Raw genomic sequence first — 23,310 nt, forward strand, 5'->3', positions numbered from 1 at the left:
AAAATCGGCGGCGGAAATTAAGGTAAAGCAAATTAATTAACGCTGTTAATTAAGTGTTTTTCGAACTTCTAATGTTGCTTGAACTAAATGTTCTAAACTTGCAACAACTTCTTTCTCACCACGAGTTTTTAAACCACAATCCGGATTAATCCAAAGTTTTTGCTTGTCAATTTTTGCCAGTAACTTCTCAATTGTTGCTTTGATTTCAGCAACCGGTGGTACACGTGGTGAATGGATATCATAAACACCCGGTCCAACTTCCGTTTTAAAATTATTGGCTTTAAGCACATCAATCAATTGTAGATTAGAACGTGATGCTTCAAATGAAATCACATCAGCATCCATGGCATCGATATCTTTGATAATGTCAGCAAATTCGCTATAACACATATGTGTATGAATTTGTGTATCAGCTTGTACTTTGCTGTGCACTAGTCTAAATGCCGGAATAGCCCAATCCAGATATTCACTATTCCAATCAGCTTTACGTAATGGTAATTTCTCTTTTAACGCCGCTTCATCAATTTGGATGACTTTAATGCCGGCCGCTTCAAGATCTAACACTTCATCACTGATTGCTAAACCAATTTGGAATACAGACTCTTTTTGTGAAATATCTTCACGAGGGAACGACCAGTTAAGGATCGTCACTGGGCCAGTTAACATGCCTTTAACTGGTTTGTCAGTTAGGCTTTGTGCATATTGTGAATATTCAACGGTAATTGGTTTAGAGCGTGAAATATCACCCCATACAATTGGCGGCTTAACACAACGAGTACCATAAGATTGCACCCATGCTTTTTCAGTAAAGACAAAACCATTTAAGCTTTCACCAAAATACTCAACCATGTCATTACGTTCAAATTCGCCGTGAACTAACACATCAATACCAATCTGTTCTTGAAGCTTGATACATTCTGCAATTTTTTGTTTGTTAAACTCGGTATATTCATTTAAACAAATTTCACCTTTCTTGAATTTTGCACGGTTTAAACGTACATCAGGTGTTTGCGGAAATGAACCAATCGTTGTTGTAGGTAATAATGGCAAATTAAAGGCTTTTTTCTGTGCTGCTTCACGTACTGAAAATTCCGGTAGACGAGTAAAATCAGACGCTTTTAAAGCCGAAACTTTTTGACGTACCGCTTGATTTGCTCCTTCACGCTCACGCGTAAATAGTGTTTGATTTGCTTTGTAAGCCGGACTATTTTCAAAATTCGAGTCTTTGACTAATTCACCAAGTTCTGCTAACTCTTGTAGTTTTTCTTGAGCAAAAGCAAAATAAGCTCGTTGTTGAATCGTTAATTTAGTTTCGTTTTGTAATGTATAAGGTACGTGGAGTAAAGAACACGAAGTATTAATCACAATGTTTGCCGCTTTTTGCTTAATTTTTGCGACTAATTCCAATGTTTTTTTATAATTATTTTTCCAAATATTTTTACCATTTACCACACCGGCAAATAACACTTTATCAGCCGGGAAACCATGACTTTCAAGTAATGCTAAGGATTGTTTACCTTCAACAAAATCAAGTCCGATACCGTCAAATGGTAACGCCACTAATTGTTGGTAACAATCACGCACATCGCCAAAGTAAGTTTGTAAAACCACTTTGGTTGTACCTTTAACGGATAAAATTGACTGATAAAGCTCATTGAATAGAGCAATATCTTCATGAGTTAAATCCGTCACTAAAATTGGCTCATCAATTTGTATCCACTGCGCACCAAGTGCAGTAAATTTCTGAATAATTTCTTGATAGGCTTTAATAATATCGGCTTTAAAATCAACTAGCTGTTTATTACCTAAATACTGTGCTAATTTGAAAAAGGTTAATGCGCCAATCACAACCGGTTTGGTTTGAATACCTAATGCTTTGGCTTCTTGATATTCGTCAAAAGGTTTGGTGCTGGCTAGTTTTATTTGTAGTGAATCTTCAATTTCCGGCACTAAGTAGTGATAGTTGGTATTAAACCATTTTTTCATTGCCAGCGCTCGCACATCACCTTTTTCACCTTGATAACCACGCGCCATGGCAAAATAACGATCGAGTTCAGGTAAGCCTAAATCTTGATAACGTTTCGGGATAACATTCAGTAAACAGGCCGTATCTAATACTGCATCATAAAATGAAAAGTCATTAGATGAGATTAAAGCAATTTTATGTGATGCTTGTTGTTGTAGATGTTCAGCACGTAGGGCTTTTGCTTCATTTAATAATTCAGCTTGGGTTTTGTTACCTTTAAAATAAGCTTCGGTTGCAAATTTAAGCTCACGAAGTTTACCAACACGAGGATATCCAATAACTGCAGTATTCATTTTCTTTTCCTTATTTAGCATTTAGCACTTTTCTTTAGTGGTTAAAAAGATAGCAAAAAAAAATGTTATTGAATAATTCTAGTTTTTTATCAAAAGATATAGTTTTTAACTATATCAAAAGGTATAAAAAAATCCCTCTGTTTTTCAACAGAAGGATTGAAATAGATGAAAATTAATAAATTAACTACTGGCGCCATTCGCCACGAATTGGTCTTGAAAAATGAGCAAGCACAGCGATCATACAGATTTCAATCGATACACCCCAATAGATATGCCCTAAAATTTCACTCCAAAGTTCATAACCATTTAGGTTCCATAACCAACCAACGGTGCCTTCCGGATCATAAGCGGGATGACGAAAACCTAATAGCGGAATTAAAAAACCGTGCATCATAACGGTAATGATAATGCCATAAAATGCACCATACCATAATCGAATATTATTCCAAAAGTAGGCAATAAATACATAAACGAAGGCAAAGGCAAAACTAAATAACCAGTGATAAAGTGTTACTGCGCCCGAAACGATTGCCGTTTGGTAAACATAATCAAGTGAATGAGAATTAATGCCTAACCAACCAAGCCATGCATCAATGTGTGCCGCAGGTGGTGAAATTTCCCCAGGAACACGAGGAGGCATATTAACTTCAGAACCCCATTTAACCAGTGCGCTAATGAATCCACCAATCAGAGTAGTCCAAACAATAATTTGTCGATTTATTTTATTTCCAAACATTTAATAATACCTTTATAGTTTAAAAGCTTGTAAATTATATCCGTAAGCAACCGTGGAAGAAAGGGGAATAAGCTGAATTGACCGAGTGTAAAAGTTATTGTTATAATTGGTAAAAATTATTTATTAAGCGTCTTTTAATAGCATCCTAAAAGGTAGCAAATAAATTATCCATGGATTTAGGTTATGAATGTCGAAATTGTACAATTTCCTGCTACACAATTAGCCGTCATTGAACATTATGGTTCACCTTTATTAGAGAATAACACTCTAAATAAATTCATTAAATGGCGACAAGAAAACAATTTTTTAGATAGTCAAAAGTATCAAAGTTATGGTATTCATTATACCAATCCCAACACGACGCCTCTCAATGAGCATCATGTCGATTTTGCAATATCGATAAATAGCACAATTCCCCCAAATGATTACGGAATCATCAATAAAAAAATACCACAACTTCGTTGTGCCAAGGCAAGGGATATTGGCTCTAGAGAAAATAATCAAGCCATTATTTACTTACTTGAAACATGGCTTCCACAAAGTGGCGAGCGAATAGGGAACTTTCCTCCAATTTTCCATTATGTAAATGTCGGTTTAAACATTCAACCACAAGAGATGATCACTGATGTTTATTTGCCTTTAGCGTAAATTAATTATTATCTTTTTAAAAATTAACGCTTATAAAAATAATTAACTGTATTTATTTACAGTGTTTTTGCTGTTATACTGCCAATATGGTAACCAACCTTATGTATTAATTTATTATGATAACGCAATTGACTATTAATAATTTTGCTATCGTCGATCAGTTGTTAGTTGATTTTACAACAGGTATGACCGCAATTACGGGTGAAACAGGCGCAGGTAAATCGATTGCGATCGATGCATTAGGGCTTTGTTTAGGAAATCGTTCTGATGCTTCAGCTATTCGTAATGGAGCTGATCGGGTTGATATTTCAGCCAGTTTTGTTCTTGATGATACTCCAGCAGCATACTCCTGGTTAACCGAAAATCAACTTGATGAAGGTAATGAATGTATTTTAAGAAGAGTTATCAATCAAGATGGGCGTTCGAAAGCATTTATTAATGGGCGTGCTGTTCCTATCTCACAATTAAAAGATTTAGGACAAATGTTAATACAAATTCATGGCCAACATGAACATCAGCGTTTATTACGAAGTGATTATCAACAAATTTTACTTAATCATTATATGAATGAGCCGACACTATTGTCGAATATGCAACAAGCTTATAAACAATGGAAATCAGCAAGCCAAGCTTATCAACAATATCTTTCTTCCAAACAAGAGCGTGATGCTCATGTTCAGTTATTACAATATCAATTAAAAGAGTTAAATGAATTTTCACCAATTGAAGGTGAATATCAACAAATAGATGAAGAATATAAAAAATTATCCAATAGCGAACAGCTAATTAATCTTAGCCAACAATCTATCATGCTATTAGATGAAGCAGACGAATATAATGTCAGCAACATGCTTAATAGTGTTAAACAAAGTATTCATGAGTTGGTCGCATTAGATCCTTCACTGAATGATGTTTTAGCTATGTTAGAAGATGCCGCTATTCAAATTAAAGAAGCTAGCTATGAATTACGCCATTATAGTGAGAGCTTAGAGCTCGATCCGGCAAGAGTGATGCAACTTGAACAACGCTTGTCTAAACAAATTGCTTTAGCGCGAAAACATCATGTTTCTCCTGAAGCATTACCTGAGTTACATCAAAATTTACTTAATGAATTTAAGCAGATTAATCAACAAGATGAACAAGGTGAACAGTTAAAAGAAGAGATCAAAAAGTATCAACAAATTGCGATAGAACTGGCTGCAAAATTGCATCAAAAACGATTAACAGTGAGTAAAACGTTGGCTAAAAAAGTAATGGCTATTATGCACGATTTATCTATGCCAAACGGTCAATTCAGTATAGATGTTATATTTGATGAAAATCGATTAGGTGAAGATGGCGCAGACCAAGTTTCTTTTTTAGTGAGTACTAATGCTGGGCAAGTCGTGCAGCCATTAGCCAAAGTTGCATCTGGTGGTGAATTGTCTCGTATCGCACTAGCCATACAGGTTTTGACCGCGCAAAAAATGGATACCCCAGCGTTGATTTTTGATGAAATTGATGTCGGTATTAGTGGACCAACAGCGGCTAAGGTTGGGCAACTGTTAAGGCAACTTGGTGAGTCAACACAAGTCATTACGGTAACGCATTTACCACAGGTAGCGGGTCAAGCTAATCAGCACTATTTTGTCAGTAAGCAAACGAATGGTAAACAAACATCGACAGATATGCAAAGATTAGATGAAAACGGACGTTTAAATGAACTTGCTCGGTTGTTAGGTGGGGATAAAATTACAGATGCAACGCTTGCCAATGCGAAAGAGTTACTTATTATCTAATTTAATTATGGTAATATATCGCCTTTAATTGGGATCGGAGAATAACGAGATCATGAGTCTATCTGGTAAACATATTTTATTAGGGATAACTGGTGGCATTGCTGCTTACAAATGCCCTGATCTTGTCCGCCATCTAAAAAAAGCAGGTGCGCAGGTACATGTGGTATTAACTGAGTCAGCGAGCCATTTTGTCACGCCAATGACATTGCAAGCATTGTCTGGTAATACGGTATCAAGTGATTTATTTGACCCTTCTGCTGAACTATCGATGAGTCATATTGAATTAGCTAAATGGGCTGATTTGGTATTAATTGCTCCCGCTACGGCAAATATCATTGCGAAAATGGCAAATGGTATTGCTGATGATCTTTTATCAACAGTGTGTCTTGCAACACCAGCTAAAATTGCCATAGCGCCAGCTATGAACCAACAGATGTATAAAGCTGCTGCAACTCAACAGAACTTAGCGACATTAGCTTCGCGAAATACCTTAATTTGGGGTCCTGATGATGGCTTTCAAGCTTGTGGTGATTTTGGCCCAGGGCGAATGGTTGAACCTGCAACTATTGCTAAGCATGTTGAGAAGTATTTTTCAGCAACGTCAACACTTGCTGGAACCGAGATTACCATTACTGCAGGCCCAACCATTGAAGAGCTTGATCCGGTACGCTATATCAGTAATTACAGTTCAGGTAAAATGGGTTATGCTATTGCTCAGGCAGCGGCTGAAATTGGAGCAACAGTAAACTTAATCAGTGGCCCAGTTAATTTAGCAACTCCAAATAATGTGAATCGCATTAATGTAAAAAGTGCTAATGAGATGTATGATGTGGCATTAAAGTTTGCTAAAAAATCATCAATTTTTATTTCTTGTGCTGCTGTTGCTGATTATAGAGCTGAAACTATTGCCACGAAAAAAATTAAAAAAACCGATGATAGTGATGAACTTGTTATTAAATTAGTTAAAAATCCTGATATTGTTGCCAACATTGCTTCATTAAAGAAAGGACGCCCGTTTGTTGTAGGCTTTGCCGCTGAAACCAATAACATAAAGGCTTATGCCCTTAAAAAATTAACCACTAAGAATTTAGATTTGATTTGTGCTAATGATGTGTCTGACAAGAAAATAGGCTTTAATTCTGATCAAAACGCATTAACCCTTTATTGGCAAAATGGTGAACAAACGTTACCATTAAGCAATAAGCAAGAATTAGCAAAAGAATTACTTCAAGCAGTTATAACACGATATAAAGCGAGTCATGATGAAAAGAAAAATTGATATAAAAGTATTAGATAAACGTTTAGGTAACGAGTTTCCACTGCCAACTTACGCAACTGAAGGTTCCGCAGGTATTGATTTAAGAGCGATGTTTGATAAAACAACCGAAATCAAAGCAGGCGAAACAATCTTAACCCCAACCGGATTATCAATGCATATTGCTGACCCTAGTTTAGCTGCATTAGTATTACCTCGTTCAGGCCTTGGTTCAAAAAATGGTATTGTCCTTGGTAATTTAGTCGGTTTAATTGATTCCGATTATCAAGGACAGTTGTTTGTTCCCCTTTGGAACCGAAGTCAAAACCCATTTGTTATTGAGCCAGGTGATCGTATTGCTCAATTAATTATTGTGCCAGTCGTGCAAGCAGAATTTAATATTGTTGATGATTTTATCGAATCAGCGCGTGGCGAAGGTGGATTTGGGCATTCAGGTAAGAAATAATCGTGAGTAGCAAAAATAAAAATCGTAAAGAAGATATACTTCAAGCATTAGCAACAATGCTTGAATCCAATGAGGGAACACAACGAATAACTACTGCTAAATTAGCTGCAACTGTTGGTGTTTCTGAAGCGGCATTGTATAGGCATTTTCCAAGTAAAACTAAAATGTTTGAAAGTTTGATCGTTTATATTGAAGATATTTTGCTTTCTCGCATCAATGTGATTTTGCAAGATGAACCAAAAACATTTACGCGGCTTCAACTTATTTTGGCTTTAATCCTTGGTTTTTCTGAAAAGAATCCTGGGTTGACTCGGATTATGACTGGCCATGCGTTAATGTTTGAGCAAGACCAATTGCAAGAACGAATCAGTCAATTATTTGAACGTATCGAAACGCAGATAAAGCAAGTTATACGAGAAAGAAAAATCCGTGAAGGTGTGGCCTTTACCACTGATGAACGTATTTTATCTAGTCAGTTACTTGCTTTTTGCGAAGGAATGATGGCTCGTTATTCCCGTTCTGGTTTTAAATATCTACCAACAACAAACTTTGAAACCCGTTGGGCTTTATTAGCAAAACAGTTAGTTTAAACCAATTTAATCGCAATTATTCAATTAACTATTTCTGTTATTTTTACAGAGGATAATTTCATGAGTTTTGAAAATATAGTAAACCAGATTTGGTTGTTTATTGAGAAATATGATGGCGTAGTAATCAGTTATATTGCTCATTTTTGTTTTGCCATTCTTATTTTTTTAATTGGTCGAACAATTGCTAAATTTGTTGCTCGTCAATTAAGAAGAATTTTAACTAATCGCCATGTCGATCCGACTGTAGTTAAATTTGTTAGTTCTTTATCTTATTATGCCATTATTGTTATGACGCTAGTTGCCGTGTTAGGTCAACTTGGTGTGCAAACCGCATCAATAGTTGCGGTAATTGGTGCCGCCGGCTTAGCCGTAGGTTTAGCTCTGCAAGGTTCGTTGTCTAATTTTGCAGCTGGTGTAATTTTAATTATCTTTCGCCCATTTAGAGTTGGTGAAACAGTCATTATTAATAATCAGCAAGGTGTTATTGATTCGATTCAAATTTTTTCAACAACTATTGTCACGCCAACGAATGAAATGGTCGTCATTCCAAATGGACAAGTGGTTAGTGCAAATATTATTAACTATACTCGTTTGCCAGAAAGACGTTTAGATATAGTTGTTAATGTGGGATATGATTCTGATATTCAGAAAGTTTATAAAGTATTAAGAGAAGCTGTAAATAAAACTGATAATATTTTAACGAGTAAAGAACCGATTATACGTTTGGATTTGCTGGATGCTTCATCCATGAATTTTAATGTTTTAGTCTGGACGTTAAATGCTAATTATGGACCAGTAAAAGCTGTATTACTTGAGAATATTAAAAATGGGCTAACTGAAAATGGCATTAATATTCCTTACCCAACTATGGATGTAAATCTTAGTTCTCCGTCGTAATTTTCAACTACATTATGTATTCCGTTGTCATTGAACAACGGAATCATTTTTCAAAAATTAGATATCTTGATCCATGTTTAAAGCTGGTTTATCACAATCAGGACAACCAACAATTTTAGCAGGAACACCAGCTACTGTTGTATGTTCAGGAACAGGCTCTAAAACGACTGAACCAGCTCCAATTTTTGCTCCTTTACCTATTTCTATATTTCCTAAAATCGTTGAGTGCGCACCAATCATTACTCCTTCACGAATTTTAGGATGACGATCGCCATTTTCTTTTCCGGTTCCACCTAATGTCACTGATTGTAAAATAGAAACATCATTTTCAATAACTACGGTTTCACCAATGACTATCCCTGTTGCATGGTCAAACATAACACCACAGCCAATTTTAGCTGCTGGATGGATATCAACGCCAAATACAATAGCAATTTGACTCTGTAAAAAAGTTGCTAGTGATTTACGGTTTTGTTTCCAAAGCCAGTGTGCAATTCGATAAGCTTGTAGTGAAAGAAAACCTTTATAATAAAGTAGCGGTGTGGAATAGTAATTGGTTGCTGGATCTCGAATGTAAACAGCAAGTATATCGGTAATCGCGGCATTGATTATGTTGTTATCTGCTTGATAAGCTTGTCTAGCAATTTCTCGAATCTCAATTGCCGGTACAACTTGGGTTGCAAGCTTGTTAGCTAAAATATAACTTAATGCACTACCTAAATTTTCATGATTAAGTAAAGTTGCATGGAAATAGCTTGCTAACATTGGCTCACTTTCAACGAGCTTTGATGCTTCTTCTCGGATTGTCTGCCATAACATGTCCGGTTTAACCACTTTTTTGCTTGTATTCACACCAAGTACCTATATAGATTTAAACGTCAGTCTCAACAATTTATATTGTTTCGCAAACTAAGAATAGAAGCAAGCTTTCTCTATAGATATTATAAAATGGGAACAAATTGTTCCCATTTTATAACATTTAAGAATGATGGTTATTTTTCTGTTTTTTGTTTATTGTCACTTAAAGTAAATGTTGCAATAAATAAAATGACAAATACTATTGCTGCTAGTACATAGAAAGTAGTTGAATATCCTGTTTTATCAAATAACTTACCTACAATCCATGACAATACAATAACACCTACATTTGATGAGATGTTAAATCCAACTAAGTATAGTGTGGATGATAGTCTCGCATCAAAGTTGGCTACAGCGTATTTAAATACTGCTAGAATAAATAGTGGTGTTTCAATTGCGTGGAAAAGTTTAACTAATGAAATTAGATAAACATTATCTAACGTTGCAGATAATGAGATTCGGCATACCATTACCAACGCTGCTGCTAGTAAAGCTTTTTTTGCACCAATTTTATTAATAAAATAGGGTACTAAAATCATACAAGCTGCTTCTAAAAAAACTTGGAAAGAATTTAAATATCCATAAACTTGATAGCCACTTTCTGGTTTATCAAAGAAGCTGGTATAGAAATTTGGGAATAGTTGCTGATCATATATGGTATAAAAGCTATTAGTACCGATTATAAAAAAGACAAATAACCAAAACTTTTTCATACCAAATAGTGAAAAAATTTCACTCATGGTAGGGATAGATGGTTTTTCCATGACGGCTTGTGTTTTACCATTTGCCAAAGACTCTTGTTTAGGTTTAAAAACTAAATTGATGGTGAAATAGATAGCTGCAACGCCAGATGCCATCCAGAAGTTAATGTGAGGGTTAATGCCAAATAAAATACCAGCAACAAAAGTTGCAGCAGCATAACCAAATGATCCCCAGAATCTTGCTGGCCCAAATTCAAAACCAAATAGACGACTAATTCGCTCGATAAAAGAGTCAATCAAAGCACATCCAGAAATAAAACCAGCACTTAATACTGGGGCACCAATACAGACACCCAAAATAAAATCATTTCGAAGTAAAGGCTCATAGACATAAATTAAAAACGGGCCAATAAGTAACATGATAATACTTTGGAAGGTAATTACCGCTTTACCTATCTGCAATTTATCTTGGATAATGCCATAAAAAATCATAAAAAACATGGCTGCAGCAGAGTTAGCAGAATAAACAACCCCTAATTGTTCACCAGATAAACCAATTTGGCTTTTGAGCCAAATGGCATAAAAAGACCACCAAAGTGACCATGCTGCATAAAAGGTAACAAGATAGCCTGACGAGAACCAATAATTTCTATTTTGTATTATATCTATATTCATTTTCATTCTCTTTTTATGTTGAAGTTTAACGTTAACATGTTAATGTTAACATTATTGTCATAATTGGAATAAAATAGAAACAACCAATTATCATAAATGTTACTTTCCTCACACTTTTTATCATTTTTATTTGTGGTATCATCATACAAAGCTAAAATTTATTATTATTTTTAATGTGAGCAAAAGGATTCAACTATGGCTTCACTCAAGGATGTTGCTAGATTGGCATCAGTTTCATTGATGACGGTTTCTCGAGCAATCAATAATCCTGACAAACTCAATAAAGAAACATATAAAAAAGTGAAGAAAGCTATTGAGGAGCTTAATTATGTGCCGGATTTATCTGCACGAAAGATTCGAGGAGATAATTCTGGCCCTTATGCTATTGGTGTGCTGGCATTAGAAACGGCGACAACGCCATTCTCAGTTGAATTACTTCAAGCAATAGAAAAAACAGCTCAACAACATGGTTGGAATACATTTATTGTTAATTTATTTGATGATAAAGATGCTGATCATGCGATTAATACTCTTTTATCTTATCGACCTAATGGTATTATTTATACAACAATGGGGTTAAGAAAAGTTCAACTGCCAGATAAATTGCTCGGTAAAAATGTGGTATTAGCAAACTGCATTAGTGATTCTGAGCTGCTTGCTTGTTACATCCCTGATGATTATTCTGGTCAATATCAAGCGATGCAGAATGTAATAAATAAGGGATATAAAAAACCATTATGTATCTATTTATCAGAAAATACTTTAGCGGGTAAAATTAGGCGTAAAGCTGCTGAGCAAGCATGGTTAGATGCTGGCAACGATTTAAACGATATCAAGAGTTATCATACTTTAATGTCACCTGCAAACCTTTCCCTAGAATATATGATGACGATAGAAATTTTGGCAAAACATTGTGTTAAAAAACCAGATTTTGATGTATTAATTTGTGGTAACGATAGAATTGCTTTTGTTGCTTATCAATTTTTACTTGGTAAAGGATTTCATATTCCCAACGATGTTGCGGTTCTCGGTTATGACAATATGGTTGGTACTGGTGAACTTTTTTATCCTTCACTGACTACTGTACAATTACCACATTATGAAATAGGTCAAAAAGCAGCTCTCCATATAATCAATAGTGAAAGTAAAAAAACTATCACTCACATACCATCACCATATTTAGAACGAGAATCTTTATAACGAAAAAACCACCTTAGTTGGTGGTTTTTTTATAAATTATTCATAAATTGATTTTAATTGCCAGCTATCTAATTTGGTAATTTTTGCTTGTCCATTTTCGGCAAATAAGTTAATTAACCTTTTTGCTGGTAATTTAGGATAAATACGGCTTGAGAGGCTATATAAATCTTTATTTATGAAAACTTCGACTGATGATGCATCAACAAAAATATGTAATGTTAGTTTTTTGGTTTTTGGTAATGGCACACTTCGATAACCTTTTAAGTCAATTCCAGAAAGACTTCGGTCTAGAATGATGCGGTTAGCTTGCCGATCAATGTACAATAAGGTTGCTTGCTTACCATCTGGTGTCGCAGCAAGTTGTAATCCAAAACGTTCAGCATTACTATTGACTAAATCAATTTCAACATTAATTTCACAACTAATTGATTCAATTTTGGTATTTTTTAATTCACTATTTAATTCAATATTAGTTAATGATTGTGGTTTTTCGCGAAGTGCCACAAGTTCTTTAATTGGTCGATTACGAACTCTATTTTGTCGATCTAGGATTAATTCGCGTGGTAAAGTAAATGCTCCCATCCATTTATCATGTTTACTTGGCATTTTTGATTCCCACATATCCATCCAACCAAACATAATACGACGACCATCTGCTGCGAGGAATGATTGTGGCGCATAAAAATCGTGACCAAAGTCCATCTCTTGGAATGATTTGATTATTGAAAATGGTTTACCTGGCTGCCAATCTCCAACGATATAACCAGATTGGAATCGATTTCGATATTGATAACCTTTTGCTTGCATACCTTGTGGTGAGAACATTAATACCCATTTATCTCCTAATGGGAAAAAGTCTGGACATTCAAGCATATAAACATTCGGATCGATATCACTGATAAGGACTTGTTCAAACTTCCAATCTTTTAAATCAGTTGAACGATAAAGTAACACTTGACCAACATCATTGGTTTCTCGCTGACCAACTACCATCCACCATTTACCATTTTGTTTAAACACTTTAGGATCACGAAAATGCATAATCCCTTCTTTTGGTGTAAGTACAGTTCCATGTTTTTTAAAATTAATACCATCTTTACTTGTGGCAAGACATTGAGTTTCTCGGATATGTTCATCATTACCTTGACCATTTAACCATATATGGCCTGTGTAAATTAAGCTCAATTCGCCATTATTATCTACAGCTGAACCTGAAAAACACCCACTCTTGTCATAATCATGATCTGGCGCAATTGCAATTGGTAATCTTCGCCATGTAATAAGATCATCACTTACTGCATGTCCCCAGTGCATTGGTCCCCAATTCTCATTATAAGGATGGTGTTGATAGAAAGCATGATATTGTCCTTTATAATAGACTAAGCCATTTGGATCATTCATCCAACCAGCTTGAGGTGATAAATGGAAATGAGGATAATATTGCTTATTCATTTCTTTTTCTAATTTTTTTATAGCTTGGTTAGCTTTATCAATTGCATTTGTCATAACATTCCCTTCTTTTATCATGAGTTAGGTTAATACGATTACATACTACATTAATTTTTTTGTTAACGTTAACTTATAGTGAAATAAACGTTAAAATATGTGATGATAGTCACATATTTTTAACGTTAACAATGATTTTTTTTATAAATGATTTAGTTTATAGTTAATATTGATTATCAATACATCAGCTAATCAATGCTTAATGAATTAATTTGAGTATGCTGAGATAGTAATGACACAAAAATTTAACCTATTAATAATATGAGTGACAAAATGAATAATACAAAAGTATGGTCTCTTGGTGATGCTGTTATCGATTTATTACCATTTGGTGAAATGAACTACCGAGCCTGTGCTGGAGGCGCTCCTGCAAATGTTGCTATTGGTATTGCTAAGTTAGGACTGCCCTCTGGTTTTATTGGTAGAGTTGGTCATGATCCATTTGGTCACTTCATGGAAAAGACTTTTTGTGAGCATCATGTTGATTGCCAAAGTCTTGAAAAGGATGAGGAGCATAGAACAAGCACTGTTGTTGTTGATTTAGGTGAAAATGGTGAACGAAGTTTTACCTTTCTTGTTTCACCTTCGGCCGATCAATTTTTGTCAGAACAAGCACTTCCTGATTTTAATCAAGATATTCTTCATTTTTGTTCTTTAGCATTAGTTGGAACAACTTGTCGACAAACGCTCAAACAAGCTATTGAGAAACTCAGTGATAAAAATGGTTTAATTAGTTTTGATATCAATTTACGTGAACAAATGTGGCAAGATAAAAATGAAATGCGCACAATTATCACTCAATTCTGTCATGATGCTGACATTCTTAAACTCTCTGATGAAGAGTTGTTTTGGTTAACTGAGAGCCAAGATTGGCATGTAGCACTCGATAAATTGCAACAACATTATAATGCACCACTTAAGTTAGTTACCAAAGGCAGAGATGGTAGTATTGTGTTATGGCAAGGTAAAACTTTTACTTTTGACTCATTTCATGTCAATAGCATTGATACAACTGGAGCTGGAGATGCATTTGTTGCAGGATTACTTAGTAGTATTGCTTTATCAGGTATGCCTGAGGATAAATTAATGTTAGAAAGTATGATGACTATAGCCAGCGCATGCGGAGCACTAGCTACCACCAAAAAAGGTGCATTAACGGCATTACCAGACAGTGGTTTTTTACAATCATTTATTAGTGATAATCCTGCACTAATAGCAAAACAGATGGGATAGTAAAATGACTGAAAAGGAGAAAATGTTAACAGGTTTACTTTATAATCCTTGTATTAATGAGCTTGAAAAAGAGCGAATTTATGCACAAGATCTCTGCTTTCAGTTAAACCAACTATCACCTTCAGCAGTGGATAAACGGCAACAACTTTTTAGAAAGCTATTAGGTAAAACACCGAAGCAATTTACAATTATGCCCGGTTTTCAATGTGATTATGGCTACAATGTTGAAATTGGAGAGAATTTTTTTGCTAATTTTAACTGCATCATGCTTGATGCGGCCAAAATTACATTCGGAGATAATGTCCTTGTCGCACCCAATTGCGGTTTTTATACCTCAGGTCACCCACTTGATAGCCAAATACGCAACAGTGGGCTTGAGTTTGCCAAACCGATTACGATCGGTAATAACGTTTGGATTGGTGGTAACGTAATTGTACTACCCAATGTGACTATCGGCGATAATACGGTTATTGCAGCAGGCAGTATTGTAGATCGAGATATCCCTTCAAATGTCGTTGCCATGGGTACGCCATGCCGAGTATATAAAACACTTTAATGCCATTTAAACTATCTGTTTGCTACATTGTGCTCTAGCCCATGCATCAATAGTGAACACATCATCAATAGTGGCAGGTTCCGGAAAATTAAGTTGATCTAACGTGGTTGCAACTTGTTTGGCAATATCCATAAAACCAATTTTTTGCTGTAAAAATGCTTCAACTGCCACTTCGTTGGCAGCGTTAAGCGCTGTTGTTGCCGCTTGCCCTTCACCACAAGCCTCAATGGCTAATTTTAAGCATGGATAGCGAATAAAATCGGGTTGATTGAAGGTTAATGATGAGATTTGAGTAAAATCTAAAGCAGGTACACCGGATGAAATACGTAATGGATAAGACATTGAATAAGCAATTGGCGTACACATATCTGGCACGCCTAATTCTGCAATAATACTGCCATCTAGATAACGTACCATTGAGTGAATAATCGATTGAGGATGTACAATAATCTCCATCTGTTCAGAACTAGCATTAAACAACCAGCGTGCTTCAATGTATTCTAAGCCTTTATTCATCATCGTTGCCGAATCAACTGAAATCTTTTTACCCATTGACCAGTTAGGATGTAAAGTCGCTTGCGCAGGCGTGACTGAAGTTAATTTATTTAACGGTAGTTCCCGAAAAGGTCCGCCAGATCCGGTTAACACAATTTTGGCGATACCATGATCAGTCAGATTAGCAAATCCAAGATCATGTTGTACTGCGGTAGGTAAACTTTGAAAGATCGCATTATGTTCACTATCGACCGGCAGTAGCTCGGCGCCATATTGCTTCACCGCTTGCATAAATAAATGCCCACAAGTGACTAATGACTCTTTATTAGCGAGTAAAATGCGTTTACCTTTTTTAATTGCAGCAAGAGTCGGCCTTAATCCCGCAGCACCAACAATTGCAGCCATAACTTGGTTAACTTCGGGAAGCTGTGCTAAATCACACATAGCTTGCTCCCCACTCAGTACTTCTATATTCAATTTTAGGTTAGCTAAATTTGCTTTAAGCTCTTGCGCTGCTTGTTTGCTCGCCATAGCAACATATTTTGGTTTAAACTCCTGACACTGCTCTGTCATTTTTGCAACATTAGCGCCACCTACTAGCACATAAGCTTTGTATAAAGTTGGATTTTGCCGAATGACGGCTAACGTGCTACAGCCGATCGATCCTGTTGAACCTAAAATTGCGATATTTTTCATAATTAATAAATTAAACCAATGTTATTTTCTTCAAAGTAAGCGACGTAGCCTAAATCCGGCGCTCTATCGGTCATCACCAAATTAAACTGATCAAGGTTACAAATAAAAGCCGGTTTAACTTGATTAAACTTAGTATGATCGGCAATTAAAATATTTTGATTAGATTTTTTCATCGCCTGATGCTTCATATTCAGTTCATCAAAATGGTAACAAGTTGCACCTTGAGTGAGATCAATACCCGCTGCCGAAATAAAAGCTTTATTTGGACAGATAAAATCGATCGGATTATGGGAACTAATATTGGTAAAAATTGCATTATTAAGCTGATATTGCCCACCGCATAAAATGATTTTACATTTTGGTTTGTTTTGTAACGCTAGAAAAGCATTGAGTGAATAGCAGATTGCAGTAAAGGCGATATCATCACTAATTTCATCAATGATAAATTGCATGGTTGTACCACAATCAAAAAAAATGGTGTCGTTCTCATCAACAAATTGGCTAACCAACTTACCGATATAACGCTTTTCATCTACATGCTTATCTTGCTGATCTGAAACAAAATATTGTGATATGGTATGGCGTGCTTGGTTAACAATATAACCGCCTAAAACAGCTAAACATGAAGATTGATTACTAAGATCTCGACGAATCGTCATTTCAGAAACAGCAAGCATTTGCGCTGCTTGCTTTAAATGAATTTTATCGGTATTTTTTAATTGCTCAATAAGTGCATTAACTCTTTTTTGCGGTTGCGTTTCCATTGCCATTCCATAAATAGCAATAAGCTACTATACAGTAGCTTATAAAAGGATGAATTAATAGCCGCTAGATGATGCTTTATCGCCTGATACAATTGCAATACCAGCACTAGCGCCTAACCGTGTTGCACCAGCTTGAACCATTTTTTCAGCAGTTTGACGATCTCTAATGCCACCTGATGCTTTAACACCCATTTTATCACCGACTGTTTCGCGCATCAATTTAACATCTTCAACTGTTGCCCCTGATAAGCTAAAACCAGTTGAAGTTTTAACAAAAGCAACGCCAATTTCTTTACAAATTGTACAAACTGTAACGATTTCTTCTTTAGTTAATAAGCAAGTTTCTAAAATAACTTTTAACGGCACTGAACCACAAGCATTAAATACTGTTTGAATATCTTCTTTAACCGCCGTTAAATCATTGCTTTTTAGCCAGCCGACATTGATAACCATATCGATCTCTTCTGCACCAGCTTTGACTGCCATTTCAGTCTCAAATGCTTTAGCAGAAGTCAGCATAGCACCTAAAGGAAAGCCAACGACTGAACAAACCTTTACATCGCTACCTTTAAGCAAGCTAGCAACTAAAGGCACATAGCCTGAATTAACACATACAGAATAGAAATGATACTGCTTTGCTTCTTCACAAAGTTTACGTATTTGATCTTCTGTGGCATTCATCGCCAGTAAAGTATGATCAATATACTTTGCATAATCCATAATGATGTCCTTTAATTTTTGTTAGTAATGTCTAGTAAATGATTTTAGTATTAAGTAAATGATGTTATAAAAATAACATATATAGCCCTATAATGTTATTTCCGTAACATTATATACTTAAATTTTGATAATTAAAAACTAAACTATTTAATAAACTTAAACAATTGAATCAAACCAGACTGGAAACCATGATTTTGACAAACTTGATTATTTTTAGTGGCTAATAATGCGCTAATACGGACACATTGTTTACCCTTTAATTTTGCATAAGCGCATTATCTTCATTGAGCAACTGTAGATAAACTCAGTTAGACTTTATATCGCTTAAATAGAAGGATAGCTGTTTATTTTATTGAGTGATTTTTTATTTTTGATCTATTCGCTTACTGATAAAACTAATATTTTGTATTTTTCAGCGGTAATTAAATGATTGATAGTTGATTGGTAAAAATCAAAAAAACCTAGTTTTATCAACTAGGCTTTTTAGCCAAGAGATTAAAATTCCATTAACTCTTTTTCTTTATCTGCAAGCACTGCATCTAATTTTTTGATAGCTGCATCTGTTGCTTTTTGAATTAAATCTTGTGATTTACGTTCATCATCTTCTGAGATTTCTTTATCTTTTAACAAAGCTTTGATTTGATCGTTAGCATCACGACGAATATTTCGAATTGACACACGACCTTGTTCTGCTTCATTACGCACTATTTTAGTTAAATCACGACGACGTTCTTCAGTTAATGGTGGTAGAGGTACTCGAATAACTGTCCCTGCTGAAGCAGGATTAAGTCCTAAATCAGAGGTTAAAACTGCCTTTTCAATCATTGGCGTTAATGATTTATCAAATACCGTAATGGCTAGAGTTCTTGCATCTTCAGCAACAACGTTAGCTAGCTGACGCAGTGGTGTAGGACTACCGTAGTATTCAACCATAATACCGTCTAATAAGCTTGGTGAAGCACGTCCAGTTCTGACTTTAGAAATATGATTTTGAAACGCTTCAATACTTTTTTCCATGCGCGTTTGCGCTTCTTTTTGAATCTCATTTAGCATAATAAAAACCTTTTTAAATAATTAAGACTAACAGCTCACTGTAGTCTGATTATTGATTAATGTTCCCTCTTGCTCGCCTAAAATGACACGACGTAATGCACCAGGTTTATTCATATTAAAAACACAAATTGGTAGATTATGATCTCGTGCTAATGTAAATGCGGCTAAATCCATGACTTTTAATTCATCGTCCAACACTTTCTCATAGTTAAGTGTTTTATATAGTGTAGCATTGGGATTTTTTACTGGATCGGCAGAATAAACACCATCAACTTTGGTTGCTTTTAAAACGACATCTGCTTCAATTTCAATACCACGTAAACAAGCCGCAGAGTCAGTTGTGAAAAATGGGTTGCCTGTTCCTGCAGAAAGAATAACGACTTTGCCATGTTTAAGCAAGCTAATTGCTTCAGTCCAGCGATAATCGTCGCAAACTCCGTTTAATGGGATTGCCGACATCAAACGTGCATTAACTTCAATTCGGTGCAAAGCATCACGCATGGCAAGGCCATTCATAACTGTTGCTAGCATCCCCATATGGTCACCAACAACACGGTTCATACCCGCTTTAGCAAGTCCTGCACCACGAAATAGGTTACCACCTCCGATAACAACAGCAACCTGAACTTCCATGTCGATAAGTTCTTTAATTTCTTGTGCCATACGATCAAGAACGGTTGGATCAATACCAAAACCTTCATCACCTTGTAATGCTTCACCACTGAGTTTAAGAAGGATACGTTTATAGAAAGGGGTTACCATATGAAATCTCACTATATTTTATTACTTAAAAATCTAGAATAACTAGCTGGCAATCATTTTAAAATATTTTGCAGATAAACAAAACCGCCATTACGGCGGTTTCGATAAAAACAATTAAGATTGTTTTGATATCGCAGCAACCTCGGCTGCAAAGTCAACTTCGACTTTTTCGATACCTTCACCCACTTCGAAGCGGATAAATGTTGCAATTGTTGCTTTTTTCTCAGCAAGTAAATCACCAACTGTTTTACTTGGATCCATTACAAATGGTTGACCAGTAAGTGATACTTCACCTGTGAATTTACGCATACGGCCTTCAACCATTTTTTCTGCGATTTCACGAGGTTTACCTGATTGCATTGCAATATCGATTTGAATATTACGTTCATGTTCAACCACATCAGCAGGTACATCACTTGGGTCAACATATTCTGGTTTGCTTGCTGCAATGTGCATTGCAATGTGTTTAACTAATTCCTCATCACAACCATTATTAGCTGCAACTAAAACGCCAATGCGCGCGCCGTGTTGATAACTACCAACTACATCACCAGCAATTTCTTTAATACGACGGATGCCAATATTCTCACCAATTTTAGCTACTAGTGCAGTACGTTCTTCTTCAAATTTTGCTTGTAGCGTTGCAAGATCAGTGATTCGATCATTTAAAGCTGCTGTTGCTACTTTTTCACTAAATGCTAAGAATCCAGCATCTTTAGCTACGAAGTCAGTTTCACAGTTGATTTCTAAAATAACACCTACTTTTTTATCAGCAGAAATTTTTGAAATGATTACACCTTCAGCTGCAACACGACCAGCTTTTTTAGCTGCTTTTGCTTGACCTGATTTACGCATGTTGTCGATAGCAAGATCGATATCACCATTTGCTTCAACTAATGCTTTCTTACATTCCATCATACCTGCGCCAGTTCTTTCACGCAGTTCTTTTACCATAGAAGCGGTAACTTCAGCCATTTTTAAATCCTCTATTTAACCATTTTGATGATTTTCATTAGAATGGGTCGATGATATTATCGACCCTGAAAATATTTGAGTTTATTACTCTGCTGCTGGAGCTTCTTCAACAAAGCTTTCTTCAGATACTGGAGATTGATTTTGTTCACGACCAGAACGAACTGCTTCAGCAACCGCATTTGCATATAATTGTATTGCACGGATCGCATCATCATTACCAGGAACGATGTAATCAATACCATCTGGATCTGAATTAGTATCAACAACAGCAATGACTGGAATACCTAAATTGTTAGCTTCTTTGATTGCGATATGTTCATGGTCTGCACCAATTACAAAAATCACATCGGGTAAGCCACCCATATTTTTAATTCCACCCAAGCTATTTTCTAATTTAGCCATTTCACGAGCACGCATAAGTGCTTCTTTTTTGGTTAATTTATCAAATGTACCATCATTAGCTTGTGTTTCTAAATCTTTAAGACGTTTGATTGATTGACGTACTGTTTTCCAGTTAGTCAACATACCACCTAACCAGCGGTGATTAACGTAATATTGTCCACAGCTTTCAGCTGCTTGTTTAATTGCTTCACTTGCAGCACGTTTTGTACCAACAAATAAAATTTTACCTTTACGCGCAGCAATCTTGTTTAATTCAGCTAATGCTTCATTGAACATAGGTACTGTTTTTTCAAGATTGATGATGTGTACTTTGTTGCGTGCACCAAAAATAAATGGTTTCATTTTTGGATTCCAATAACGAGTTTGGTGTCCAAAGTGTACACCTGCTTGTAACATATCGCGCATTGATACTGTAGTCATGATTTCCTCATTTTGACGTTGGGGTTATGCCTCCACATATCCGCTTTATCCGACCTTTATACACAAAGTAAAAGGCACCCCGGAAAAGAGTAATGATATGTGTGTGTTATAACGTTAATTAAGTTTTAAATTTGTGCTTTATTTCACAAATATTTTTGAAAAATGAATGTGAAAAGTAGCGCGCGTTTTATACCATATTTAACTGAGAATTGCTAGTTTTTTCTTACGTAAAAAGAATAATGCATATTTTTTAGAAAAAAATAATATTAGTGAAGAATAAAAACTTTATAAAATCAATAACCGTGCAGAGTGGTTTTAAAGATTATCAATAAGGCAATTGTTGTTCTTATTGATGAATTAGATATATCGTTTGAACCTGTAGAGGAAATAATAAATAAACTTCAAAAAATGATTTATCACCTAATGTAAAATAGGTGTGAAGTATGGACAATTCAAATGTTGCTACGCAGCATTTTAATGCTTTACATATGGTAAATGTTTATACAGCTTCCCATCGTAAAACTTTTCTATTCCCCAAAGTGATTGAAAAATATTAATTATCTATTTCGTTAAAAGCTATAAGTAATAAACAAGCTAAAATTTTCGATCAAGATAAAACTCAACATTATTGTGTAAATTATATATAAGGTATTTTGTCTACTAAAAGATACTCAAAAAGTATTAAACGAACGTAGATGTTTTTATTTGTGTGTGAATTGATTTATATTGTAAAACCATTAAATAATTTTTTGTTATTAAATGGTTTTAACAAAGGTTTAATTAAAGATGTTTTTTCATTAGTTTATATAAAAAGTTGAATATTGATTTATACAATTACGCTTTTTTAACAAAACAAGCTTTCAGCATTACTTTCATTCCATCAACCTTACAATCGATTTCGTGATCGCCGTCTACAAGACGAATGCCTTTAGCTTTAGCTCCTTTTTTGAGAACAGTTGATGAACCTTTTAATTTTAGATCTTTTATTAAAATAATATCATCACCATCAACAAGTGTATTGCCATTACTATCTTTAACTTGTAATTCATCATTGGTTGAGGTTTCTTGATTTGGATCCCATTCATGTGCACATTCAGGGCAAACATAAAATGTGCCATCATGGTAAGTATGTTCTGATTGGCAAACAGGGCAATTAGGTATCGATTCCATAGCTTTTCATTATTCCACGTTAAATAAAATAGTGATTACTATAGCAAAAAAAGGCTGTTTAGTCATTGTATTCTCTTTTTAAGAGGTGGTTATGCCAAATTTATTATTTTTTTCAATTGCACACTGCAATATAATTGAGGTCATTTTTTATAACATTTTGTTTGGCTTTTTTTAGTGTATTTTTATCCATATCTATGCCGATAATATGACAAAAATAAATAAAATGCAGTTTGGATAAAAAAGTGGTCAACGACTATAACTTATTTAATTAACATTGAGAACAATAAAAAAAGGTGCACATAGTGCACCTTCTTTTCTTGAGCTGATTAAGCTTAAATTATTTAATAACTTTAGCAACAACACCAGCACCAACAGTACGACCACCTTCACGGATAGCGAAACGTAAGCCGTCTGCCATTGCGATTGGGTGAATTA

At 35.2% G+C, this 23,310-nt stretch carries 22 protein-coding genes and 1 pseudogene; 9 read left to right on the forward strand and 14 right to left on the reverse strand.

The window, feature by feature from the left end; genetic code table 11:
• Window positions 1-45 precede the first annotated feature (45 nt).
• Entirely contained in the window at window positions 46-2,319 is a 2,274-nt protein-coding gene (gene metE / locus J3U24_RS09485; RefSeq protein ID WP_267330787.1) for a 5-methyltetrahydropteroyltriglutamate--homocysteine S-methyltransferase, read from the reverse strand.
• 184 nt (window positions 2,320-2,503) lie between these two features.
• Window positions 2,504-3,055, reverse strand: coding sequence for a YagU family protein (locus tag J3U24_RS09490; protein ID WP_065733689.1), 552 nt, complete (start codon window positions 3,053-3,055; stop codon window positions 2,504-2,506).
• Window positions 3,056-3,238: 183 nt separating this feature from the next.
• On the opposite strand from J3U24_RS09490, the gene J3U24_RS09495 reads away from it, so the two are divergent.
• The 6 genes from J3U24_RS09495 (at window position 3,239) to J3U24_RS09520 (ending at window position 8,689) form a co-directional block, all read left to right on the forward strand.
• The gene (locus J3U24_RS09495; RefSeq protein WP_267330786.1) at window positions 3,239-3,703 is read left to right on the forward strand and encodes an AraC family transcriptional regulator; all 465 of its coding nucleotides are present in this window, start codon (window positions 3,239-3,241) and stop codon (window positions 3,701-3,703) included.
• A gap of 116 nt (window positions 3,704-3,819) precedes the next feature.
• Window positions 3,820-5,481, forward strand: coding sequence for a DNA repair protein RecN (gene recN, locus J3U24_RS09500; protein ID WP_267330785.1), 1,662 nt, complete (start codon window positions 3,820-3,822; stop codon window positions 5,479-5,481).
• A 49-nt stretch (window positions 5,482-5,530) separates the two neighbouring features.
• Window positions 5,531-6,760, forward strand: a complete 1,230-nt coding sequence (gene coaBC / locus J3U24_RS09505; RefSeq protein WP_416380480.1) for a bifunctional phosphopantothenoylcysteine decarboxylase/phosphopantothenate--cysteine ligase CoaBC — start codon at window positions 5,531-5,533, stop codon at window positions 6,758-6,760.
• Entirely contained in the window at window positions 6,744-7,202 is a 459-nt protein-coding gene (gene dut, locus J3U24_RS09510) for a dUTP diphosphatase (RefSeq protein ID WP_065733692.1), read from the forward strand. Before coaBC ends, dut begins: the two co-directional genes overlap by 17 nt.
• A 2-nt stretch (window positions 7,203-7,204) precedes the next feature.
• Window positions 7,205-7,792: a nucleoid occlusion factor SlmA gene (slmA, locus tag J3U24_RS09515; RefSeq protein ID WP_255305725.1), complete on the forward strand. Its 588-nt coding sequence runs from the start codon at window positions 7,205-7,207 to the stop codon at window positions 7,790-7,792.
• Between the two features lie 60 nt (window positions 7,793-7,852).
• Window positions 7,853-8,689, forward strand: a complete 837-nt coding sequence (locus J3U24_RS09520) for a mechanosensitive ion channel domain-containing protein (RefSeq protein WP_065562705.1) — start codon at window positions 7,853-7,855, stop codon at window positions 8,687-8,689.
• 57 nt (window positions 8,690-8,746) lie between these two features.
• Here the strand turns inward: J3U24_RS09520 and cysE are convergent, their stop codons facing one another.
• Complete coding sequence (gene cysE, locus J3U24_RS09525) at window positions 8,747-9,508, reverse strand: serine O-acetyltransferase (RefSeq protein ID WP_065562771.1); 762 nt, start codon at window positions 9,506-9,508, stop codon at window positions 8,747-8,749.
• A gap of 173 nt (window positions 9,509-9,681) precedes the next feature.
• A complete protein-coding gene (locus J3U24_RS09530; protein WP_218059968.1) occupies window positions 9,682-10,923 on the reverse strand; it encodes an oligosaccharide MFS transporter in 1,242 nt (413 codons plus the stop codon).
• Between the two features lie 195 nt (window positions 10,924-11,118).
• On the opposite strand from J3U24_RS09530, the gene J3U24_RS09535 reads away from it, so the two are divergent.
• Window positions 11,119-12,123, forward strand: coding sequence for a LacI family DNA-binding transcriptional regulator (locus J3U24_RS09535; protein ID WP_065562703.1), 1,005 nt, complete (start codon window positions 11,119-11,121; stop codon window positions 12,121-12,123).
• 36 nt (window positions 12,124-12,159) lie between these two features.
• On the opposite strand, the gene J3U24_RS09540 is transcribed toward J3U24_RS09535, so the two are convergent.
• Entirely contained in the window at window positions 12,160-13,629 is a 1,470-nt protein-coding gene (locus tag J3U24_RS09540) for a glycoside hydrolase family 32 protein (RefSeq protein ID WP_065733695.1), read from the reverse strand.
• 273 nt (window positions 13,630-13,902) lie between these two features.
• Between J3U24_RS09540 and J3U24_RS09545 the strand changes: the two genes are divergently transcribed.
• Window positions 13,903-14,862, forward strand: a complete 960-nt coding sequence (locus J3U24_RS09545; RefSeq protein WP_267337236.1) for an aminoimidazole riboside kinase — start codon at window positions 13,903-13,905, stop codon at window positions 14,860-14,862.
• Between the two features lie 4 nt (window positions 14,863-14,866).
• A complete protein-coding gene (locus tag J3U24_RS09550; protein WP_267342338.1) occupies window positions 14,867-15,418 on the forward strand; it encodes a sugar O-acetyltransferase in 552 nt (183 codons plus the stop codon).
• A gap of 6 nt (window positions 15,419-15,424) precedes the next feature.
• On the opposite strand, the gene ispC is transcribed toward J3U24_RS09550, so the two are convergent.
• The 9 genes and pseudogenes from ispC to J3U24_RS09595 all read right to left on the reverse strand — a co-directional run.
• A complete protein-coding gene (ispC, locus tag J3U24_RS09555; protein ID WP_267337237.1) occupies window positions 15,425-16,609 on the reverse strand; it encodes a 1-deoxy-D-xylulose-5-phosphate reductoisomerase in 1,185 nt (394 codons plus the stop codon).
• Between the two features lie 2 nt (window positions 16,610-16,611).
• Window positions 16,612-17,373 (reverse strand): DNA-binding transcriptional repressor DeoR, encoded by a 762-nt coding sequence (gene deoR, locus J3U24_RS09560; RefSeq protein ID WP_267337238.1) that lies wholly within the window; start codon window positions 17,371-17,373, stop codon window positions 16,612-16,614.
• A gap of 54 nt (window positions 17,374-17,427) precedes the next feature.
• Entirely contained in the window at window positions 17,428-18,093 is a 666-nt protein-coding gene (gene deoC / locus J3U24_RS09565; RefSeq protein WP_267337239.1) for a deoxyribose-phosphate aldolase, read from the reverse strand.
• 495 nt (window positions 18,094-18,588) lie between these two features.
• A complete protein-coding gene (gene frr / locus J3U24_RS09570; protein ID WP_065562696.1) occupies window positions 18,589-19,146 on the reverse strand; it encodes a ribosome recycling factor in 558 nt (185 codons plus the stop codon).
• Between the two features lie 27 nt (window positions 19,147-19,173).
• The gene (pyrH, locus tag J3U24_RS09575) at window positions 19,174-19,908 is read right to left on the reverse strand and encodes a UMP kinase (RefSeq protein WP_065562695.1); all 735 of its coding nucleotides are present in this window, start codon (window positions 19,906-19,908) and stop codon (window positions 19,174-19,176) included.
• A gap of 114 nt (window positions 19,909-20,022) precedes the next feature.
• Window positions 20,023-20,883 (reverse strand): translation elongation factor Ts, encoded by an 861-nt coding sequence (tsf, locus tag J3U24_RS09580; RefSeq protein WP_267330774.1) that lies wholly within the window; start codon window positions 20,881-20,883, stop codon window positions 20,023-20,025.
• An 84-nt stretch (window positions 20,884-20,967) separates the two neighbouring features.
• On the reverse strand, window positions 20,968-21,705 hold the full coding sequence (gene rpsB, locus J3U24_RS09585; RefSeq protein ID WP_034882419.1) for a 30S ribosomal protein S2: 738 nt from the start codon (window positions 21,703-21,705) through the stop codon (window positions 20,968-20,970).
• A gap of 834 nt (window positions 21,706-22,539) precedes the next feature.
• Complete coding sequence (locus tag J3U24_RS09590; protein WP_065733703.1) at window positions 22,540-22,875, reverse strand: zinc ribbon domain-containing protein YjdM; 336 nt, start codon at window positions 22,873-22,875, stop codon at window positions 22,540-22,542.
• Between the two features lie 337 nt (window positions 22,876-23,212).
• Window positions 23,213-23,310, reverse strand: a pseudogene (locus J3U24_RS09595) (elongation factor Tu); the annotation flags it as partial.

It is taken from the genome of Gilliamella sp. B2785 (assembly GCF_026537005.1).
GTDB lineage: Bacteria > Pseudomonadota > Gammaproteobacteria > Enterobacterales > Orbaceae > Gilliamella > Gilliamella apicola_E.

Excerpts from the sequence above, each read along its gene's own strand:
- J3U24_RS09590 (WP_065733703.1), bottom strand. The coding sequence starts at position 22,875 with ATGGAATCGATACCTAATTGCCCTGTTTGCCAATCAGAACATACTTAC.
- J3U24_RS09550 (WP_267342338.1), top strand. The coding sequence starts at position 14,867 with ATGACTGAAAAGGAGAAAATGTTAACAGGTTTACTTTATAATCCTTGT.
- J3U24_RS09490 (WP_065733689.1), bottom strand. The coding sequence starts at position 3,055 with ATGTTTGGAAATAAAATAAATCGACAAATTATTGTTTGGACTACTCTG.
- deoR (WP_267337238.1), bottom strand. The coding sequence starts at position 17,373 with ATGGAAACGCAACCGCAAAAAAGAGTTAATGCACTTATTGAGCAATTA.
- rpsB (WP_034882419.1), bottom strand. The coding sequence starts at position 21,705 with ATGACTACAGTATCAATGCGCGATATGTTACAAGCAGGTGTACACTTT.
- dut (WP_065733692.1), top strand. The coding sequence starts at position 6,744 with ATGAAAAGAAAAATTGATATAAAAGTATTAGATAAACGTTTAGGTAAC.
- metE (WP_267330787.1), bottom strand. The coding sequence starts at position 2,319 with ATGAATACTGCAGTTATTGGATATCCTCGTGTTGGTAAACTTCGTGAG.
- J3U24_RS09530 (WP_218059968.1), bottom strand. The coding sequence starts at position 10,923 with ATGAATATAGATATAATACAAAATAGAAATTATTGGTTCTCGTCAGGC.
- J3U24_RS09495 (WP_267330786.1), top strand. The coding sequence starts at position 3,239 with ATGAATGTCGAAATTGTACAATTTCCTGCTACACAATTAGCCGTCATT.
- tsf (WP_267330774.1), bottom strand. The coding sequence starts at position 20,883 with ATGGCTGAAGTTACCGCTTCTATGGTAAAAGAACTGCGTGAAAGAACT.
- ispC (WP_267337237.1), bottom strand. The coding sequence starts at position 16,609 with ATGAAAAATATCGCAATTTTAGGTTCAACAGGATCGATCGGCTGTAGC.
- pyrH (WP_065562695.1), bottom strand. The coding sequence starts at position 19,908 with ATGGTAACCCCTTTCTATAAACGTATCCTTCTTAAACTCAGTGGTGAA.
- deoC (WP_267337239.1), bottom strand. The coding sequence starts at position 18,093 with ATGGATTATGCAAAGTATATTGATCATACTTTACTGGCGATGAATGCC.
- J3U24_RS09520 (WP_065562705.1), top strand. The coding sequence starts at position 7,853 with ATGAGTTTTGAAAATATAGTAAACCAGATTTGGTTGTTTATTGAGAAA.
- J3U24_RS09535 (WP_065562703.1), top strand. The coding sequence starts at position 11,119 with ATGGCTTCACTCAAGGATGTTGCTAGATTGGCATCAGTTTCATTGATG.
- cysE (WP_065562771.1), bottom strand. The coding sequence starts at position 9,508 with ATGTTATGGCAGACAATCCGAGAAGAAGCATCAAAGCTCGTTGAAAGT.
- J3U24_RS09545 (WP_267337236.1), top strand. The coding sequence starts at position 13,903 with ATGAATAATACAAAAGTATGGTCTCTTGGTGATGCTGTTATCGATTTA.
- J3U24_RS09540 (WP_065733695.1), bottom strand. The coding sequence starts at position 13,629 with ATGACAAATGCAATTGATAAAGCTAACCAAGCTATAAAAAAATTAGAA.
- frr (WP_065562696.1), bottom strand. The coding sequence starts at position 19,146 with ATGCTAAATGAGATTCAAAAAGAAGCGCAAACGCGCATGGAAAAAAGT.
- recN (WP_267330785.1), top strand. The coding sequence starts at position 3,820 with ATGATAACGCAATTGACTATTAATAATTTTGCTATCGTCGATCAGTTG.